Raw genomic sequence first — 19,796 nt, 5'->3', positions numbered from 1 at the left:
GCCGTCCGGCACCTCGCCGTCCGGCACCGCGTCCCCCGGTCCTACGGTTGGCGGCCGCTGCCGACGGGCCGGTCCCGGCCCCCCGACACTGCGGTGGCCTCCCGGACGCCGGACCTGCCGGGGCGGCTCCGACTGCCGCGCGACGACCTCGCAGGAGACCGTCAGGAGTGCGACAGCTGCCCCGCGCCCCGCCGGCTGCGTATGCGCTTCTCGGCACGCCCGGCCACCCGCGCCTGCCGCCGGGCCGCACGCCGCTCACGCCGCAGCGACCGCGCGGTGCTGCTGGGCTCCGACACCACCCCGTACCGCTGGTTCCACACCTGGCGCGTCACCCACACGTCCACCGCGGCCCAGGTGGCCACCACGGTGCTGGCAATGCTGCTGATCACCATCGGGAACGCGAGCCACGACTCCGCCATGGCGCTCAGGAAAGCGATCATCGCCTGGATCAGGGTCACCGAGATGACGAGCACGGCCCGCACCGCCGCCGTCCGCACCGGATCGGGCAGCCTGCGACGCCGCGCGGGCTCCTCGACCCACAACGGCCGGTAGCGTGACTGCTCCGGCCCCATGCCGTCCCGCGGGCTGCGCGACACCGCAGGAACGTCCTGCTCCCGGTCCTTGTCCCGCCGACCTCCCGTCGAGCGCGCCGCCGCACCGACCCCTGGCGCTTCGTGCCGCTCCGCTGTGCCCGTCACCGTGTCACTCCCCACCGCCGGCAGACCCGTCGCCCCGGCGCCCGAAGGCTCCGGCTCCCCATTCGCTGCCCTGCTTGCTCTGATGTACGCCACCCGGACGCGGAATGCGGCTCATGTGGCCGCTTCCGCCCCCATTTCCCGTAGAGAAGGACGATTGGCACCGTCGGATGATTCCCGTACGGGGAAAAAATCCGGCCAAGAGATCGAACGGCCCAGGCCGGACAGCGTGAGCGGTGCCGGCGGAAAACGGGCCGGAATCTGCCGCAATGATCTGACAACTCCTCATATACAGCAGGGGAGCGCGAGGTGGGGTGACCGGACCGGCCTTCGAGTTACGGCTGTGTCGGTAGTAGGCTCGCGCCGTTTGTTGACGCACATGTGTACCCCCAACGGGACGGGGGACGAGCTGGGGGAGGCCATGCGCTTTCGCGGGAAGTCGATCCGCCGGAAGATCGTGGCGCTGCTTCTCGTGCCGCTGGTGTCCCTCACCGCGATCTGGGCCTTCGCCACGGTGATCACCGGGCGGGAGGTCACCCAGCTCCTCGCCGTGTCCACCCGCACGGAGAAGATCGGCTACCCCGCCGAGGACGCCGTCCGCGCCCTCCAGCAGGAACGCCGCCAGACCCTCGTCTATCTGGCCGATCCCAGGGCGGCCGACGCCTCGACCGCGCTGCGCCGCACCCGGACCGCCACCGACGAGGCGATCGCCAGGACCCGCAAGAACGCCAAGGACCCCGACGTCCGCGACGGACTCCCCACCGAGGACGGCGAACAGCTCACCGCCGTCCTCGACGCCTTCGACGGCGTGGGCGCCCTGCGCCGCAGCATCGGTCAGGGCACCGTCACCCGCGCCCAGGCGTTCGACCTCTACAACCGTCTCGTCGACCCCTGTTACACCCTGCTGGCCTCCCTCGACGGCATCGACAACGTGGAGCTGGCCGAGCAGGCCCGTGCCCTCGTCAACATCACCCGCGCCCGCGAACTCCTCTCCCGCGAGGACGCCCTGCTCGGCTCCTCCCTGGTGGTCGGTACCCTCACCCGCGCCGAGACCCGCGAGCTGTCGGATCTGATCGCCCAGCGCACCCTGATGTACGACATCAGCCTCCCGCTGCTGCCTGCCGCAGAACGCGAGCGCTACGAGCGCTTCTGGAAGAACGCGACGACCGCGCCCCTGCGGGCCGCCGAACAGGAGTCCGTCGCCACCGGATCCGGCATGCCCGAGGACGTCACCGCCAAGGGCTGGGACGACGCCGCAGGCACCGCACTCTCCGACCTGCGCGCCCTCGACGACCAGGTGGGCGACCGCTACCAGGCCCGCGTCCACCCCGTCGCCGTGGGCTACATCGTCGAGGCCGCCGTCGCGGGCGTACTCGGTCTCGTGGCGCTGCTCGTGTCGATCGTCCTGTCGGTGCGTGTCGGCCGCGCCCTCATCCGCGACCTGCGGCAGCTGCGCGTGGACGCCCACGAGGCGTCCGGCGTCCGGCTCCCCGGCGTGATGCGCCGCCTGTCCGCGGGCCAACTGGTCGACGTGGAGACCGAGGTCCCCCGTTTCGAGTACGACAAGAACGAGATCGGCGAGGTCGGCCAGGCACTCAACACCCTGCAGCGCGCCGCCGTGGAGGCCGCCGTCAAACAGGCCGAACTCCGCGCCGGTGTCTCCGAGGTGTTCGTCAACCTCGCCCGCCGCAGCCAGGTACTGCTGCACAAACAGCTCACCCTGCTCGACACCATGGAACGCAGGACCGAGGACACCGACGAACTCGCCGACCTGTTCCGCCTCGACCACCTGACCACCCGCATGCGCCGACACGCCGAGGGCCTGGTCATCCTCTCCGGCGCCGCACCCTCCCGGCAGTGGCGCAAGCCCGTCCAGCTCATGGACGTGGTGCGCGCGGCCGTCGCCGAGGTCGAGGACTACGAGCGCATCGAGGTGCGCAGGCTGCCGCGTGTCGCCGTCTCCGGACCGGCCGTCGCCGACCTCACCCATCTCGTGGCCGAACTCCTGGAGAACGCCACCGTCTTCTCCCCGCCCCATACCGCCGTCCAGGTCCTGGGCGAACGCGTCGCCAACGGGTTCACTCTGGAGATCCATGACCGGGGCCTCGGTATGGCGGCGGAGTCCCTGCTCGACGCCAATCTCCGGCTCGCCGAGACACCCGAGTTCGAACTTTCCGACACCGACCGGCTCGGCCTGTTCGTGGTCAGCCGGCTCGCACAGCGCCAGAACGTCCGCGTCTCCCTGCAGCCCTCCCCGTACGGCGGCACCACCGCCGTGGTGTTCCTTCCCGACGCGCTGCTCACGGACGACGTCTCCGACACCAACGGCATCGGCTTCCGCCTCGATCGCACCGGGCCCGCCAAGGAGACCCGACGGAGCGACGGCCGCCATGCCCTGTCCCGTACACCCACGCAGCTTCCCGGGGTTCCCGCGGCACTGCTGGACGGTCCCGTCGAGCTGGAGGCCCCCGTCGGTCCGGACCGCCTCGGCGGCTTCCCGGACGCACTCGGCGACGAGGACGGTGAGCACAGCCGACCGTTCCGCTCGCGCCGCTCCTTCGCGCGCACGGACGACGAGGTCACCCTCCGCGCCGTCGAGCAGCACGCGCCGACCGACGACGGCGCGGACGAGGAGGCCCCCGGCGGCCATGCCGCGGCGCCCCTGCCGCTGCCCCGGCGCCGCACGCCCAAGCTGGTCAGCTCGCACGGGCGGCCCGTGGGCGAGCCGCACTCCCGGCACACCGAACCCACCGGTCGCCCCACGAGCGGCGGCACCCGGAAGCCCGAACCCGACCCGGCTCCCGGCACGCTGCCCCAGCGCCGCGCCACCGTACCGGACCGCCGCCCCGGCGGACCGGACAGAGCCCCGGCCGACGGCACCACCGGCCCGTCCCAGGCTCCCGCGCTGCCCCGGCGTACCCGGCAGAGAGCCACCGCGACCGACGGTCCGGGCGGAACCCGGACCCCCGCCACCGCACCGGCGGAGACCGGCTCGGCACCCCTGCCGAAGCGGGTACGCCAGGCCAACCTGGCCCCGCAGCTGATACAGGACAGCAGACGGCGCGCCGAGAACCCGGCAGAACCCGTCGAGCGGGACGCCGACGAAGTACGCCGGCGGATGGCCTCGCTCCAGCGTGGCTGGCAGCGCGGCCGCGAGGAGAACGCCGTGGGCGACGACGCCCAAGGCGGCACAGCACAAGGAACGACAAAGGGGGACGGTCGATGACCGCACCGAAGGCGACCGGCCACACCGCGGAAGAAGGCGGCCTCAACTGGCTCCTCGACGACCTGGTGGATCGCGTCGCCAGCATCCGCAAGGCCATCGTGCTCTCCGGCGACGGCCTTGCCACCGGAGTGTCCAAGGACCTGACCAGAGAGGACAGCGAGCACCTCGCCGCCGTCGCCTCCGGATTCCACAGCCTCGCCAGAGGCGTCGGGCGCCATTTCGAGGCCGGTGAGGTGCGGCAGACGGTCGTGGAGCTCGACGAGGCCTTCCTGTTCGTGACCTCCGCCGGTGACGGCAGCTGCCTCGCCGTCTTCTCCGACGCCGACTCGGACGTCGGCCAGGTCGCCTACGAGATGACACTGCTGGTCAAGCGGGTCGGCGTACATCTGGGTGCCGCCCCGCGCACCGATCTGCCCTCGGGCGGGTAGTGGGAAGGCATGAGCGCAGACGGTCAGGGAAGAAGCCACTGGTTCGACGACGAGGCCGGACCGGTGGTCCGTCCGTACGCCATGACGCGGGGCCGCACCAGTCACGCGGCCCAGCACCGCCTCGACCTGATCGCGGTGGTCGTCGCGGAGCCGGACACCGACGACCCAGGCGCGGACCCCACGCTGTCCCCGGAGCATGTGGACATCGTGGATCTCTGCCGCGACACCCCGCAGACGGTCGCCGAGCTCTCCGCGGAACTCGACCTGCCCGTCGGCGTGGTCCGGGTGCTCGTCGGAGACCTCGTGGACGGTGAACTCGTCCATGTGAACCGACCGGTACCCCCGGCCGAGCTCCCCGACGCGGGTATCCTGCGCGACGTGATCAATGGCCTCCGGGCCCTGTGAGCGGCACGGATGCGGAGCGGGAACGTGACAGGCTGGCAGTTCTGGGTCGACCGAGGCGGCACCTTCACGGACATCGTCGCGCGACGCCCCGACGGCCGCCTGCTCACGCACAAACTGCTCTCCGACAACCCCGCCCGCTACACCGACGCGGCCGTCGCGGGCGTCCGTGATCTCCTGGACGGCTCGACGGACCCCGTCGAAGCCGTCCGCATGGGCACGACCGTCGCCACCAACGCCCTTCTGGAACGCAAGGGCGAACGCACCCTCCTCGTCATCACCCGCGGTTTCCGTGACGCGCTGCGCATCGCCTACCAGAACCGCCCCCGCATCTTCGCCCGCCGCATCGACCTGCCCGGCCCGCTGTACGAACGCGTCGTCGAGGTCGACGAGCGGATCACCGCGGACGGCACGGTCCTCACCGCCCCCGACCTCGACGCCCTCACGGGCCCCCTGCAGGAGGCCTACGACGCGGGGATCCGGGCCGTCGCCGTCGTCTGCATGCACAGCCACCTCCACCCCGCCCACGAACGCGCCGTGGGGAAGCTCGCCACCCGCACCGGCTTCTCCCAGATCTCGCTGTCCAGCGAGGTCAGCCCCCTGATGAAACTCGTCCCGCGCGGGGACACCGCCGTCGTCGACGCCTACCTCTCGCCCGTGCTGCGCCGCTACGTCCAGCACATCGCCGACGAACTCCGAGGCGTACGGCTGATGTTCATGCAGTCCAACGGCGGCCTGGCCGAAGCCGGCCAGTTCCGCGGCAAGGACGCCGTGCTGTCCGGGCCGGCCGGCGGCATCGTCGGCATGGCCCGCATGTCCCAGCTCGCCGGCTTCGACCGCGTCATCGGCTTCGACATGGGCGGCACCTCCACCGACGTCTCCCACTTCGCGGGCGAGTACGAACGCGTCTTCACCACACAGATCGCGGGCGTCCGGCTGCGCGCGCCCATGCTGGACATCCACACGGTCGCGGCCGGCGGCGGCTCCGTCCTTCACTTCGACGGCTCCCGCTACCGGGTGGGCCCCGACTCCGCGGGCGCCGACCCGGGACCCGTCTGCTACCGCGGCGGCGGTCCCCTCGCCGTCACCGACGCCAACGTCATGCTCGGGCGGATCCAGCCCGCCCACTTTCCCCGGGTGTTCGGCCCCGACGGTGACCAGCCCCTCGACGACGCGCTGGTCCGGGACCGCTTCACCGTTCTCGCGCGCGAGATCCGCGAGACGACCGGCGACGACCGCACTCCCGAGCAGGTCGCCGAGGGCTACCTCCAGATCGCCGTGGCCAACATCGCCAACGCGGTCAAACGCATCTCCGTCCAGAAGGGCCATGACGTCACCCGCTACGCGCTCACCACCTTCGGGGGCGCGGGCGGTCAGCACGCGTGCATGGTCGCCGACTCGCTCGGCATCCGCACCGTCCTCGTGCCGCCCATGGCGGGCGTCCTGTCCGCGCTCGGCATCGGCCTCGCCGACACCACCGCCATGCGGGAACAGTCCGTCGAGACCCCGCTGGAAGCCGCCGCCATGCCCGCCGTCCTCGGCACGGCCGACGCTCTCGAGGCCGCCGCCCGCGCCGAACTCCTCGCCGAGGACGTGCCCGAGGAGCGCGTCACGGTCACCCGGCGCGCCCAACTGCGCTACGACGGCACCGACACCACCCTCACCGTCGAACTCGCCGAGCCCGGGACGATGCGCCGGGCCTTCGAAGAACGTCATCGTGCCACCTACTCCTTCACCCTCGATCGTCCGGTCGTCATCGAAGCGCTTTCCGTGGAAGCCACCGGCGTCACCCGGCCTCCTGATCTCTCCTCTCTCACCGCCCGAGCGGGACAGCCCGCCCCACCGTCCACCGTCCGCCTCCACACCGGCGGCACCTGGCGCGACGTACCCCTTCACCGCCGCGCGGACCTGCCGCCCGGCCAGGCCGTCACCGGCCCCGCGATCATCACCGAGTCCGGCGCCACGACCGTGGTCGACGACGGCTGGCGGGCCGCGACGACCCACGGCGGGCATCTGGTCATGGAACGCGTGACGGTCACGCAGAGTTCCGGACCGGTCACGGAATCCGATCCGGTCCTCCTCGAGGTCTTCAACAACCTCTTCATGTCCATCGCCGAACAGATGGGCGCCCGCCTGGAAGCCACGGCCCAGTCCGTCAACATCAAGGAACGCCTGGACTTCTCCTGCGCCCTGTTCGACCCGGACGGGAACCTGGTGGCCAACGCCCCTCACATCCCCGTCCACCTGGGCTCGATGGGCACCAGCGTCAAAGAGGTCATCCGGCGGCGTGCCGACTCCATGCGCCCTGGGGACACGTACGCCGTGAACGACCCTTACCACGGAGGCACGCACCTCCCGGACGTCACCGTCATCACCCCCGTCTTCGGCACACAGGGTGACCGGATCCTCTTCTACGTCGCCTCCCGCGGCCACCACGCGGAGATCGGCGGCATCAGCCCCGGATCCATGCCCGCCGACAGCCGCACCATCGACGAGGAGGGTGTCCTCTTCGACAACTGGCTGCTCGCCGAGGACGGCCGCTTCCGCGAGGAGGAGACGCTGCGTCTGCTCACCGACGCGCCCCACCCCTCACGCAGCCCGCGGACCAACCTCGCCGACCTGCGTGCCCAGATCGCCGCCAACCAGAAGGGTGTCGACGAGGTCGGCCGCATGATCGAGGACTTCGGCCTCGACGTCGTCCAGGCCTACATGAAACACGTCCAGGACAACGCCGAGGAGGCCGTACGACGGGTCGTCGACGCCCTCGACGACGGCGAGTACGCCTACGAGACGGACTCCGGCGCCATCATCCGGGTGAGCGTGCGCGTGGACCGTGAGAAGCGCTCGGCCACCATCGACTTCACCGGCACCTCGGCCCAGCTGCCGACCAACTTCAACGCGCCCTTCGCCGTGGTCAACGCGGCCGTCCTGTACGTCTTCCGTACCCTGGTCGCCGACGACATCCCCCTCAACGACGGCTGTCTGCGCCCTCTGGAGATCATCGTGCCGCACGGCTCGATGCTGGCACCGCAGCCCCCGGCCGCCGTGGTCGCGGGAAACGTCGAGACCTCCCAGGCGATCACCGGTGCCCTCTACGGAGCGCTCGGCATCCAGGCCGAGGGGTCCGGGACCATGAACAACGTGACCTTCGGCAACGAACGGCACCAGTACTACGAGACGATCGCCTCCGGTTCGGGAGCGGGCGACGGCTTTCCCGGCGCGAGTGTCGTACAGACCCATATGACCAACTCCCGCCTCACCGACCCGGAAGTCCTGGAATGGCGCCTGCCGGTGCTGCTCGACGAGTTCACGGTCCGCACGGACAGCGGCGGGGCCGGACGCTGGCGCGGCGGCGACGGAGCGGTACGCCGCATCCGCTTCCGGGAGCCGATGACCGTCTCCACGCTCTCCCAGCACCGCCGGGTCCCGCCCTACGGCATGGCGGGCGGCGCGCCCGGAGCTCTGGGCGCCAACCGGGTGGAACACACCGACGGCACGGTCCGGGAACTCGCCGGCAGTGACTCGGCACACGTCGGCCCCGGCGACACACTCGTCATCGAGACCCCAGGCGGCGGAGGCTACGGCCCGCCCCCGACCGACCCCCATCAAGCAGGAGAAGAAACCGATGATCTTCGGCCGTTCTGAGCGCGGCAAGCCCCCGGTCGAGCCCGTCACGCTCAAGATCCTCGTGGCAGGCGGTTTCGGAGTGGGCAAGACCACCCTCGTCGGCGCGGTCAGCGAGATCAGGCCGCTGCGCACCGAGGAACTGCTCACCGAGGCGGGACGCCCGTTCGACGACCTCCGAGGCGTGGAGCGCAAGCACACCACCACCGTGGCCATGGACTTCGGCCGCATCACCCTCCGCGAGGACCTCGTCCTGTACCTCTTCGGCACGCCCGGGCAGCAGCGGTTCTGGTTCATGTGGGACGAACTGACCGAGGGCGCCCTCGGGGCCGTCGTGCTCGCCGACACCCGCCGTCTGGAGGACTGCTTCGCAGCGGTCGACTACTTCGAACGCCGTTCCATCCCGTTCGTCGTCGGCGTCAACTGCTTCGAGGGCGCGGCCCGCTACCCTGCCGAGGACGTGCGCCAGGCTCTCGACCTCGATCCGGGTGTGCCGCTGACGCTGTGCGACGCCCGCGACCGCGAGTCGGTCAAGGAGACCCTTGTCGAGGTCGTCCAGCACGCCATGGCCTATGGCGCCGACCGCCGCCAGAGCGTCACCACCTGACGTCCTGCGGCGCGGCCGGGGTCACCGCACCGCTATGACGGACGACCCATGCCCGAACAGACCCTGGTTCGCGGTGATCCCCACCCGCGCGCCGTCGACCTGGCGGTCGCCCGACTCCTGCCGCAGCTGCCAGGTCAGCTCGCAGACCTGCGCTATCGCCTGGGCGGGCACCGCCTCCCCGAACGAGGCCAGCCCTCCGCTCGCGTTGACGGGTGTGCGGCCGCCGAGAGCCGTGGCGCCCGAGCGCAGGAGCTTCGCGGCCTCACCCTCGCCGCACAGCCCCAGATCCTCGTACCACTGCAGTTCCAGCGCGGTGGACAGGTCGTACACCTCGGCCAGCGAGAGTTCCTCCGGTCCGATGCCGGCCTCCTCGTACGCCGCCCTGGCGATCGAGGTGCGGAACGTCCCGTCCCGGAGCCCCACCGATGCCGCCGAGTCCGTGGCGATGTCCGGCAGGTCCAGCACCGTGACCGGGAACTGCGGGGTCACGGTGGACACCGCGCGGATCCGGACCGGCCGCCGCACGCCGTGCCGCCGGGCGAACTCCATGCTCGCCAGCACCAGGGCGGCGCCCCCGTCCGAGGTCGCGCAGATGTCCAGCAGCCGCAGCGGATCGGCGACCACCGGGGAGGCGGCGACCTCCTCGGCGTCCACCCGCTTGCGGTAGCGCGCGTACGGATTGCGCGCCCCCATCGCCGAGTTCTTCACCTTGACCAGGGCGAAGTCTTCCGGCGTGTCCCCGTGGAGAGCCATCCGCCGCCGGGCGTACAGCCCGAAATACGCCGGGTTCGTCGCGCCCAGCAGCCGGAAGCGCAGCCAGTCGGGGTCGTCGGGACGGTCCCCTCCGGCGGGACGGAAGAAGCCCTTGGGCGCGGCGTCCGCTCCCACCACGAGCACCACGTCCGCCAGCCCCGCCAGGATCTGCGCCCGTGCCGTGCCGATGGCCTGCGCGCCCGACGCGCACGCCGCGTACACGCTGGCGACCCGGGCCCCCTGCCACCCCAGGGCCTTCGCGAACGTCGCACCCGCCACATGCCCGGGGTACCCGCCGCGCACCGTGTCCGCGCCCACGATCGAGCCGACGTCCCGCCAGCGCACGCCGGCATCGGCGAGAGCCGCGCGGGCCGCCGACGCGCCGTACTCGGCGAAGCCGCGCCCCCACTTGCCCCACGGGTGCATCCCCGCTCCGAGCACCGCCACGTCGTCCGTCATCCCGTCACCCCCGTGGGCCGCCAGTTCCATGTCGTCCAGACCGTCTCGCCGTCCTCGCAGAGGACGCCGGGGACGGCCTCCACCTCCATGCCCACCGCCAGATCGGAGACGGTGACACCGGGAGCAGCCTGTCCCAGCACCACCATGCGCTCGGCCTCCAGCTCCACCGCGATCAACGGGTACGGCTCCCACCGAAGTTCCGGATCGCTCACATAGGGTGACGGCGGCCGGTACCGCGCGTCGGTGTAGGACCAGACGCGGCCCGTGCGGGAGAGCGCGGTCTCCTCCAGCTCGCCTCCCGGGCAGTCCGGATTGCGGCAGTGCACGTCCTCGCGGGGGAAGAAGACCGAGGCGCACGCCGCACAGCGGGTGCCCAGCAGCCGGAAGCCGGCACCTTCCCCGGTGAACCAGCCGGCCACGGCCGGCGTACGGGTACGCGACAACGTTCCTCCACAACAAATAATCTGATGATGTGTCAGAAAGTGTGCCACGGGCGATCGCGATTGGGCAGGGTGCCGGGCGAACCGCCGGCATCCGCACGGCGTCGTGACAACGGAAGGGTGATCTGAACCCAAGAAGGTGACTCCGGTCACCCCTGCGAACAATTCCAGCCACCCGCAAGCGAGGCTCCATGTGTCGGAACACCCGCCCCACAGGGCGGCCCTCCCGTGCCGCCCAGCCGGTTGATCATGGTTTCGGGCCACCCCTCAAGACTCCGCACCCGTGATCGGATACAGTCCGCGACGTGTCCGAAATTCAGCGCTCCACCGTCAACTCCGCGCCCGGCTCACACTGTTCGAGCTGCGGATCGCCCTACGGAACGGGCGTCTCCGGCTGGCCACGCGCCTGCCCCGCCTGCGGCACCGTGGCCTACCGCAACCCGCTGCCGGTCGCGGTCGCCCTGCAGCCCGTGTACGACACCAGGGGCACCGCCCTGGTCGTCATCACCCGGACCATCGCCCCCGCGCGCGGAGGCATCGCACTGCCCGGCGGCTACATCGACGACCGTGAGGACTGGCGACACGCCGTCGTCCGCGAACTCAGGGAGGAGACGGGCATCGACATGCCGGGCCACGACGTACGCCTCGCCGACGCGATGAGCTCGCCGGACGGCCACCTGCTGCTCTTCGGACTGCTCCCCGAGCGCCCCGCCGCCGGGCTGCCCCAGTCCGCCGCCACGGACGAGACAGAAGGCTGGCACCTGTTGCGCAGGCCCGCGGAACTCGCCTTCCCGCTGCACACCCTCGTCGTGCGGGCCTGGTTCGCCGGCCGCTACGTGTGAGCCGGGGGCGCGCCCAGCCCCCGCACCCGCACCGGATACGGCGGCTCGGCCGGGTGCTGCTCCCGCTCCAGCGTGACCACCACCCGGTGCCCCTGCCAGCGGGCGACGTAACGCTCGGCCTCGGGCTCCTCCCCTCCCTCACCCGTGTCCGGCACGACCAGCCCGCCTCCGGTGCGCCCCCGGACGGGCGCCCAGACCTCCAGTTCCAGCCCGCCGTCACGGCCCCGCACCGGTATGACGGAACCCGCGCGCGCGAGCACCGGGACCCGCGCCGGCGGCGCCTCCAGGACGACCTGACCCGGTCCCTCGTACACCCGCTCGGACACCGTGTCGTACCACCGGCCCGGCGGCAGCCGCACCGTGCGCCGCTCGGTGCCCGGAGCGAGCACAGGCGCCACCAGCAGACAGTCGCCCAGCAGGAACGCGTCCTCACAGTCCCGCAGCGCGCGGTCCTCGGGCGCCCCCCACCACAGCGGCCGCACGTACGGCGCCCCGGTACGCCGCGCGAGATGCGCCAGCGTCATGAAGTACGGCAGCAGCCGGCGCCGCTCGACGAGCGCCGCGCGCGCGTGGGCGAGCACCTCCGGGCCGAACTCCCACGGCTCCCGGCGCCCCGCACGCGGATTCGAGTGAGTGCGGAACAGCGGCAGCCACGCACCGAGCTGGAACCACCGCAGATACAGCTCCGGCGACGGACTGCCGTCGAAGCCCCCGACGTCCGGACCCGAGTACGGCACCCCGCACAGTCCCAGACCCAGCACCAGCGACAGCGACGCCCGCAGCCCCGGCCAGCCGGTCGCCACATCACCGGACCAGGCGCCCGCGTAGCGCTGCATCCCGGCCCAGCCGGACCGTGAGAACAGGAACGGCCTCTCCCCGGGCGCCGCCTCACGCAGCCCCTCGTAGGCGGCCCTGGCCATGCACAGCGCGTAGACGTTGTGCGCGTCCCGGTGGTCGCCGCCGGCACCGTCCAGCGCGTGCCGGGCCGAACGCGGCAGCGTCGACTCGCCGAACGCCGCGAACGCCGTCGGCTCGTTCATGTCGTGCCAGAACCCGGCGAACCCCTGCTCCACCCGTTCCGAGTAGAGCCTGCCCCACCACGCACGCGCGCGGGCGTCCGTGAAGTCGGGGAAGACCGACTCCCCGGCCCGCACCACGCCCCGTACGAGTCGGCCCGACGCGTCCCGCACGAAGACGTCGGCATCGGTCCCGCTGTCGTACACGGCGTTGCCGGGTGCCGCCTTCACCGCCGGGCCGACGACCGACACCAGCCGGATCCCCTCACGGCGCAACTCGTCGGCGAGTACCGGCAGCTTCGGGAAGCGCTCCCGGTCGACGGTGAACACCTGGTGCTCGTCGTGGTGACCGATGTCCAGATGGACTGCGTCGAGCGGCAGCCCGTGCTCCCGGTACCCGGCGACGATCCGCCGCACCTCCTGCTCGCCCCCGAGACCCCACCCCGCGTGATGGTGGCCCAGCGCCCACGCCGGAGGCAGAGCCGGCGCGCCGGTGAGCGAGGCCCAGGCGAGCAGCACGCGCGCGGGGGTGCCCACGACCACCCAGCAGCGCAGCGGACCGCCGTCCATCCTCAGCTCGCTCGCCCCTGCCCGGTCGTGCCCCGAACCGGCGCCCTCCTGGCCCTCGCGCAGCGTCAGCGTCCCGTCCCGGGACGTGTCGTGGAACACCAGATGCGTCGCGGCGTCGGCCACCACCAACTGCACAGGCATGGTGATGTACAGCGGATCCTCCCCGGGGCCGAAGGGACGCCTCGGATCCGTGTTCCACAACCGGTAGCTGCCGTCGCGCAGCCGCGGTCCCGACGCCCGGCCGCCGAGACCGAAGAAGCGCGCGTCGGCCGCGACCTCCGAACGCTGCATCCAGCGCGCGTCGCCCCCGCCCACCGGCTCCCACCAGCGCGGTGGAAGATCACGCCGCAGAACCACTCCGCCGGGCGTGGCTATCTCGACCGCACCGAGCCGGGAGACGGTCACCGTCACCCGCTCCGCCACCACCCGCCAGCCGCCGTCCTTGTCCGGTTCCAGCACCGCCCGCGGATCCGGCTCAGGGCAGCGACCCGCGAGCGCGTACGACGGCTCGGGCTCCGCCCCGTCCCAGCCCCAGAACACGGCCCCGTTCACGGCCACCAGGATGCGCAGCTCAGAGCGGGCGAAGCGGAGGACCCCGCCCCCGGGACCGGGCACCGCCTCACGGACCGGCCCCGGTACCCGGGCACGCTCGGCACCCCGCGGCGGCAGCCCGGCCGCGTCGGTCCGCCTCCTGCGCCACGCGGCCCGTACGGCGCGCAACCCCAGAGCCGCCCCCGCCGAACCAACCGTCCTCACCGATCGCACCAGGTCATGACCGTCCATGTTGATCACCCTGCCACCGATCGGCCCGCGCGTGTCCGTCGTTCAACTGCCGTTCACCCGCACTGTGAGTCATATTCATGATGCGCGACAGGGGCCCTGCGGACGGCGCTCTGGTGCCAGAGTCGATCACATGGCATCGTCCCTGTCACCGTGTCACGCGTAGAGCCGGGAGCCGCGCCATGCCGACCGTGAACCCCCAACCGCTGTGGGAACCCGATCCGCAACGGATCGCACAGGCACGGATCACCGGTTTCCAGGCGTGGGCCGCCGAGCACCACGGTGCCCCCGCCCGGGGCGGTTACGAGGCGCTGCACCGCTGGTCCGTCGCCGAACTGGACACCTTCTGGAAGGCCGTCGCGGAGTACTTCGACGTACGGTTCTCGACGCCCTGCGCACGCGTGCTGGGCGACCGCCGGATGCCCGGCGCCGAATGGTTTCCCGGCGCGACCCTGAACTACGCCGAGCACGCCCTGCGCGCCGCTCGCACCCGGACGGACGAACCCGCCCTGCTGTACGTCGACGAGAGTCACGAGCCGCGGCCCGTGACCTGGGCCGAACTGACCCGTCAGGTCGGCTCCCTGGCCGCCGGGCTCCGGGCCCTCGGCGTACGTCCGGGCGACCGCGTCAGCGGCTACGTCCCGAATGTCCCGCAGGCCGTCGTGGCGCTCCTCGCCACGGCCGCCGTGGGCGGCGTCTGGACCTCCTGCGCTCCCGACTTCGGCGCCCGCAGCGTCCTGGACCGCTTCCAGCAGGTCGAACCCGTGGTCCTGTTCACCGTCGACGGCTACCGCTACGGCGGCAAGGAACACGACCGCCGCGACACCGTCGCGCAGCTGCGCCGGGAACTGCCCACCCTGCGCGCCGTCGTCCACATCCCCCTCCTGGGCACCGAGGCACCCGAGGGCGCTCTGGACTGGTCCGTGCTGACCGCCGCCGACGTGGCACCCGTCTTCGAACCCGTTCCGTTCGGCCACCCTCTGTGGGTCCTCTACTCCTCCGGTACGACCGGCCTTCCCAAGGCCATCGTGCAGTCGCAGGGCGGCATCCTCCTCGAACATCTCAAGCAGCTCGGCCTGCACTGCGACCTCGGCCCCGGGGACCGCTTCTTCTGGTACACCTCGACCGGCTGGATGATGTGGAACTTCCTCGTCTCCGGCCTGCTGACGGGCACCACGGTCGTCCTCTACGACGGCAGCCCCGGGTACCCGGAGATCGGCGCCCAGTGGAAGGTGGCGGAACGCACCGGCGCCACCCTCTTCGGAACGTCGGCCGCGTACGTCATGGCCTGCCGCAAGGCGGGTGTGCACCCTTCCCGCGACTTCGACCTCTCCCGGGTGCGGTGCGTCGCCACGACGGGCTCGCCCCTGCCGCCCGACGGATTCCGCTGGCTGCACGACGAGGTCCGCGGTGATCTGTGGATCGCCTCTGTCAGCGGCGGTACCGACGTGTGCTCCTGCTTCGCCGGTGGGGTGCCGACGCTCCCTGTCCACATCGGCGAGCTCCAGGCACCCGGCCTGGGCACCGACCTGCAGTCCTGGGACCCGGAGGGCCGGCCGCTCGTCGACGAGGTCGGGGAACTCGTGGTCACCGCTCCCATGCCGTCCATGCCGATCTACTTCTGGAACGATCCCGACGGCAGCCGCTACCACGACAGCTACTTCGACACCTATCCCGGAGTCTGGCGCCACGGCGACTGGATCACGGTCACCTCCCGCGGCTCCGTCGTCATCCACGGCCGGTCCGACTCCACCCTCAACCGCCAGGGCGTCCGCATGGGGTCCGCCGACATCTACGAGGCGGTGGAACGGCTCCCCGAGATCAGGGAGTCCCTCGTCATCGGGCTCGAACAGCCTGACGGCGGTTACTGGATGCCCCTGTTCGTGCACCTCGCCCCCGGAGCGGTCCTCGACGAGGCACTCCTGGGCCGCATCAGGCAGACCATCCGCGAACAGCTTTCCCCCCGTCACGTACCGGACGAAATCATCGAAGTGCCCGGTATCCCGCACACCCTGACGGGGAAACGCATCGAAGTCCCGGTCAAGCGCCTGCTCCAGGGCACGGCGCTCGAGAAGGCATGCAACCCCGGGTCCATCGACGACATCGGCCTGCTGCGCTTCTACGAGGAGCTGGCCCGCAAACGCGCCTGACCGTCCTCGGGGAAGGGTCTGACCTGCGGGAACGCCTCGATACGAGCAGGGGCGGACAGCATTGTCAGTGCGGCTGGTTACTGTGAGTGAGCATTGATCGACCGCGCACAGGGGGAACACATGGCCCACACCGAGCACGAGCACTCGCGACATGTCCTGCGCCGTGAGCTCGCCGGCACCATCGGCGTGCTCACCGACGAGCACGACTTCCGAGCCATGAGGCACTACCGCAGCTTCGTCTTCGACGACCACGTCACCTATCTCAAACAGCTGGAAGGCCTTCTCAAGGCCCGAGCCGCGCAAGGCAGTCACACCTCACTCACGCTGTTCGACCCGGAGGAGTACGCCGCGTTCTGCGCCGAGTCCGGCCTGGACCCGGACGTCCCGGCCAGCCGCAGCCGCTTCACGGCCGAGGCCGCCACCACCGGTCCCACCGTCCCCTACGACGGCAGGCCCCTCGCCGAACTCGTGCCGGACCTGGTCGACCAGTCCATCCGTCAGGCCACCTGGCAGCACGCGAGCATCCTGCTGACCCGCCTCGGGCCATGTGCCGGCTGCGGCGAGGACATCGGCCACGCTGCGTTCAGGCACGCCTCGCAGCTCCTCGTCAGGGTCCTCGACACCGCCCGCTCCGGCCACCGGCATCTGGTGTGCAGCGTCTCGGGCACACCCGAGACGCTGGTCTCGGTGCTCCACGCCGGCACGGACGCGGACGGCACCACCGAGCTCGACGAGACGGAAGCCCTGGAATTCACCACCGTGCTGGCCCTGGGCATCGCCACCGACAAGCCCGGCGGCCTCGTCATGCGCGTCAGCACGCCCGGGACCTCCGACCTCGTCTACGGCTGGCGCCTGCGCGACGGCGGTCTGGAGCCCCTGACCGCGGGCGAGGTCTTCGACGCCTACTGCACCGACGGTGACTCCGGAGACCTCATCGCTCCCGAGTCCGGCGTCGACTACTGCGTGCCTCCCGACCTCCGGGAGGAGGACCAGCCGCCCGGGCACGTCCACTGACGCGCCGGGGGCGCCCCACCTGATGGTGGGGCGCCCCCGGCGCGGTGAACAGCGGGAACCGGTCGGCGCGGGGCTGACCGGCTCTGCCCGCTATTCGCCGGACAGCACCGACTGGGCCGCCTGACGTGCCTCGGACGCGCTGTCCGCGGCACGAGCGGCAGCCGCGGCCCGCTCGCACTGCGCCAGCGTGTGCTGGGCGAGCGCGGCGCGGACGTAGGGAAGCGACGCGGCACCCATGGACAGGGAGGTGACACCCAGACCGGTCAGCACACAGGCCAGCAGCGGGTCGGACGCGGCCTCACCGCAGACACCACAGCTCTTGCCCTCGGCCTTCGCCGCCTCGGCGGACAGCGCCACGAGGTCGAGCAGCGCGGGCTGCCACGGGTCCTGCAGCCGGGCCACCGCGCCCACCTGGCGGTCGGCGGCGAAGGTGTACTGCGCGAGGTCGTTGGTGCCCAGCGACAGGAACTCGACCTCCTGCAGGATGGAACGAGCCCGCAGCGCCGCCGACGGGATCTCCACCATCGCACCGAACTTCGCCCGGAGCCCGGCCTCGCGGCATGCGTCGGCGAATGCCTTGGCGTCGGCACGGTCCGCGACCATCGGGGCCATGACCTCGAGGTACACGGGCAGGCCCTCGGCCGCCTTGGCGAGCGCGGTCAGCTGGGTGCGCAGCACCTCGGGGTGGTCGAGCAGCGTCCGCAGACCGCGCACGCCCATCGCCGGGTTCGGCTCGTCCGCGGGGGTCAGGAAGTCCAGCGGCTTGTCCGCGCCCGCGTCGAGCACGCGGACCACCACCCGGCCCTCGGGGAAGGCCTCGATCACCTTGCGGTAGGCCTCGACCTGCTTCGCCTCGGACGGCGCGTTCTTGCTGTCGTCGAGGAAGAGGAACTCGGTCCGGAACAGACCGACACCTTCGGCACCGGCCTCGACCGCGGCCGCCACGTCGGCGGGACCGCCGATGTTGGCCAGCAGCGGGACCTTGTGACCGTCGGCGGTGGCGCCCGGGCCCGACGACGCGGCGAGCGCGGCCTTGCGTTCGGCCGCGGCGGCCTCCAGCTCGGCCTTCTTCTCCTCGGTGGGGTCCACGAAGATGTCGCCGGTGCTGCCGTCCACGGCGATCACCGTACCTTCGGCGAGCTCACCGGCACCCGGGAGCGCGACCACGGCGGGCACACCGAGCGCCCGCGCCAGGATGGCGCTGTGGCTGGTGGGGCCGCCTTCCTCAGTGACGAAACCGAGGACGAGCGTCGGGTCGAGCAGCGCGGTGTCGGCCGGTGCGAGATCCCGCGCGACCAGGACGTACGGCTCGTCGCTGTCCGGCACACCGGGCATCGGCACACCCAGCAGTCGCGCGACGATACGGTTCCGCACGTCGTCGAGGTCGGCGACACGGCCGGCGAGATACTCGCCGGCACTCGCCAGCAGGTCCCGGTACGCGGCGAACGCGTCGTACACCGCCCGTTCGGCCGTGCTCCCGACGGCGATGCGCCGGTCCACGTCCGCGATCAGCTCGGGGTCCTGGGCCATCATGGCCTGTGCCTCGAGCACCGCCTGGGCCTCACCGCCGGCCAGGTTGCCCCGGGCCGTCAGGTCGGCTGCCACCGCTTCCACGGCCTGGCGGGCGCGGCCCTGCTCGTGCTCCGCCTCCTCCGCCGGGATCTGCTTGGCAGGCGGCTCCAGCACCGCCGTTCCCATGTGCCGAACCTCGCCGATCGCCACACCGTGGCTCACACCGACGCCTCGCAGCGTTGTGTCCATCTCACCTGTCTCCGATTGAGTGCGGCGGGTCCCGCCGCCGCGGTGGTTCTTCTACGGGCCGTCGATGGGACGGCGTTGGCCTGTGAGCCAGATTCAGCAGGAAAGGTCGGCAGACTGCGGTCACTGCCAGGTGAAGAGAGAGTCGCCGGCCTTCACGTCGCCCTCCTCGCGGACGCCGCCGAGCGAGTCGGCGGTGGCCTCGAGTGCGACGACCGGGCAGACCGGGGACTTGCCGGCGGCCTCTACAGCGGCCGGGTTCCAGCGCACCACACTCTGTCCACGCGTCACGGTGTCGCCCTTGCTCACCAGCAGTTCGAAGCCCTCGCCATTCAGCTGCACGGTGTCGATGCCGAGGTGGGTGAGCACACCATGACCCTCGGAGTCGACGACTACGAAGGCGTGCGGGTGAAGGGAGACGATGATGCCGTCCACGGGCGCGACGGCCTCGGACGGTTCGCGTACCGGGTCGATCGCGGTGCCCGGGCCGACCATGGCGCCGGAGAACACGGGATCCGGTACGCCGGCCAGTCCGACGGCGCGGCCGGCGAGCGGGGACGTCACGGTGGTCATGGGAAGCCTCCCAGGGTGGAGTTGAACAGGGGCCATCACTAGTCCCGGACGGCGCGCTGTGCATGCAGCGTAAGTCATACGAGGTACGCCTTCCGCACGAGCGACCGATCCGTGGTCTAGACCACGAGCGTAATCGATTTGCACCGAGTCTCTCGCCACGTGTACAGTCGTACCTCCGCTTGGGGGTGACAGCACGATCGAGTGCACTCATCCCGGCGGCATCCAACTTGTCAGATCCTAATCTCCGGATCTCTTCTGCGTGTCTGCGGAAGGGTGGTCGGAGGGCCGGAAAATCACTGATAGAGTCGGAAACACCGAAGGGAAGCCCGGAGGAAAGCCCGAGAGGGTGAGTACAAAGGAAGCCTCCGTTCCTTGAGAACTCAACAGCGTGCCAAAAATCAACGCCAGATATGTTGATACCCCGTCTCCGGCCGTTCGGCCGGGGCGAGGTTCCTTTGA

Annotated in this window: 14 protein-coding genes; 8 read left to right on the top strand and 6 right to left on the bottom strand. The window is 71.4% G+C overall.

Annotation, left to right across the window (positions count from 1 at the left end):
• Positions 1-161: 161 nt before the first annotated feature.
• Positions 162-713, bottom strand: a complete 552-nt coding sequence (locus tag ABZ862_RS29880; RefSeq protein WP_360964663.1) for a hypothetical protein — start codon at positions 711-713, stop codon at positions 162-164.
• 403 nt (positions 714-1,116) lie between these two features.
• On the opposite strand from ABZ862_RS29880, the gene ABZ862_RS29875 reads away from it, so the two are divergent.
• The 5 genes from ABZ862_RS29875 to ABZ862_RS29855 are packed head-to-tail and all read left to right on the top strand — an operon-like array spanning position 1,117 to position 8,982.
• The gene (locus ABZ862_RS29875; protein ID WP_360964660.1) at positions 1,117-3,921 is read left to right on the top strand and encodes a nitrate- and nitrite sensing domain-containing protein; all 2,805 of its coding nucleotides are present in this window, start codon (positions 1,117-1,119) and stop codon (positions 3,919-3,921) included.
• Entirely contained in the window at positions 3,918-4,349 is a 432-nt protein-coding gene (locus ABZ862_RS29870) for a roadblock/LC7 domain-containing protein (RefSeq protein WP_360964657.1), read from the top strand. Before ABZ862_RS29875 ends, ABZ862_RS29870 begins: the two co-directional genes overlap by 4 nt.
• A gap of 9 nt (positions 4,350-4,358) precedes the next feature.
• Positions 4,359-4,754 carry a DUF742 domain-containing protein gene (locus ABZ862_RS29865; RefSeq protein ID WP_360964654.1) on the top strand — a complete coding sequence of 132 codons (396 nt, stop codon included), beginning with the start codon at positions 4,359-4,361 and terminating at the stop codon, positions 4,752-4,754.
• Between the two features lie 24 nt (positions 4,755-4,778).
• Positions 4,779-8,396 carry a hydantoinase B/oxoprolinase family protein gene (locus tag ABZ862_RS29860; protein ID WP_360964651.1) on the top strand — a complete coding sequence of 1,206 codons (3,618 nt, stop codon included), beginning with the start codon at positions 4,779-4,781 and terminating at the stop codon, positions 8,394-8,396.
• Positions 8,377-8,982, top strand: a complete 606-nt coding sequence (locus tag ABZ862_RS29855) for an ATP/GTP-binding protein (protein WP_360964648.1) — start codon at positions 8,377-8,379, stop codon at positions 8,980-8,982. The genes ABZ862_RS29860 and ABZ862_RS29855 overlap by 20 nt, the downstream gene beginning before the upstream one ends.
• Before the next feature lie 21 nt (positions 8,983-9,003).
• Here ABZ862_RS29855 and ABZ862_RS29850 read toward each other — a convergent pair whose 3' ends face one another.
• A complete protein-coding gene (locus ABZ862_RS29850; RefSeq protein WP_360964644.1) occupies positions 9,004-10,194 on the bottom strand; it encodes a lipid-transfer protein in 1,191 nt (396 codons plus the stop codon).
• Complete coding sequence (locus tag ABZ862_RS29845) at positions 10,191-10,637, bottom strand: zinc ribbon domain-containing protein (RefSeq protein ID WP_360964641.1); 447 nt, start codon at positions 10,635-10,637, stop codon at positions 10,191-10,193. The genes ABZ862_RS29850 and ABZ862_RS29845 overlap by 4 nt, the downstream gene beginning before the upstream one ends.
• A gap of 302 nt (positions 10,638-10,939) precedes the next feature.
• On the opposite strand from ABZ862_RS29845, the gene ABZ862_RS29840 reads away from it, so the two are divergent.
• Complete coding sequence (locus ABZ862_RS29840; protein WP_360964638.1) at positions 10,940-11,476, top strand: NUDIX domain-containing protein; 537 nt, start codon at positions 10,940-10,942, stop codon at positions 11,474-11,476.
• Here the strand turns inward: ABZ862_RS29840 and ABZ862_RS29835 are convergent.
• Entirely contained in the window at positions 11,467-13,845 is a 2,379-nt protein-coding gene (locus ABZ862_RS29835) for a TIM-barrel domain-containing protein (protein WP_360964634.1), read from the bottom strand. The two genes, ABZ862_RS29840 and ABZ862_RS29835, sit on opposite strands and share 10 nt — an antisense overlap.
• A gap of 179 nt (positions 13,846-14,024) precedes the next feature.
• On the opposite strand from ABZ862_RS29835, the gene ABZ862_RS29830 reads away from it, so the two are divergent.
• Positions 14,025-15,992, top strand: a complete 1,968-nt coding sequence (locus ABZ862_RS29830; protein ID WP_360964631.1) for an acetoacetate--CoA ligase — start codon at positions 14,025-14,027, stop codon at positions 15,990-15,992.
• A 120-nt stretch (positions 15,993-16,112) separates the two neighbouring features.
• A complete protein-coding gene (locus ABZ862_RS29825; protein WP_360964628.1) occupies positions 16,113-17,006 on the top strand; it encodes a hypothetical protein in 894 nt (297 codons plus the stop codon).
• A 90-nt stretch (positions 17,007-17,096) separates the two neighbouring features.
• On the opposite strand, the gene ptsP is transcribed toward ABZ862_RS29825, so the two are convergent.
• Complete coding sequence (ptsP, locus tag ABZ862_RS29820; protein WP_360964625.1) at positions 17,097-18,767, bottom strand: phosphoenolpyruvate--protein phosphotransferase; 1,671 nt, start codon at positions 18,765-18,767, stop codon at positions 17,097-17,099.
• Between the two features lie 120 nt (positions 18,768-18,887).
• On the bottom strand, positions 18,888-19,337 hold the full coding sequence (locus ABZ862_RS29815; protein WP_360964622.1) for a PTS glucose transporter subunit IIA: 450 nt from the start codon (positions 19,335-19,337) through the stop codon (positions 18,888-18,890).
• Positions 19,338-19,796: the final 459 nt, after the last annotated feature.

The sequence above is a fragment of the Streptomyces sp. NPDC047000 genome (assembly GCF_040644295.1).
Classification (GTDB): Bacteria; Actinomycetota; Actinomycetes; order Streptomycetales; family Streptomycetaceae; genus Streptomyces.
The sequence above is the reverse complement of the archived record's forward strand: the minus strand, read 5'-3'. Positions and strand labels throughout refer to the sequence as shown.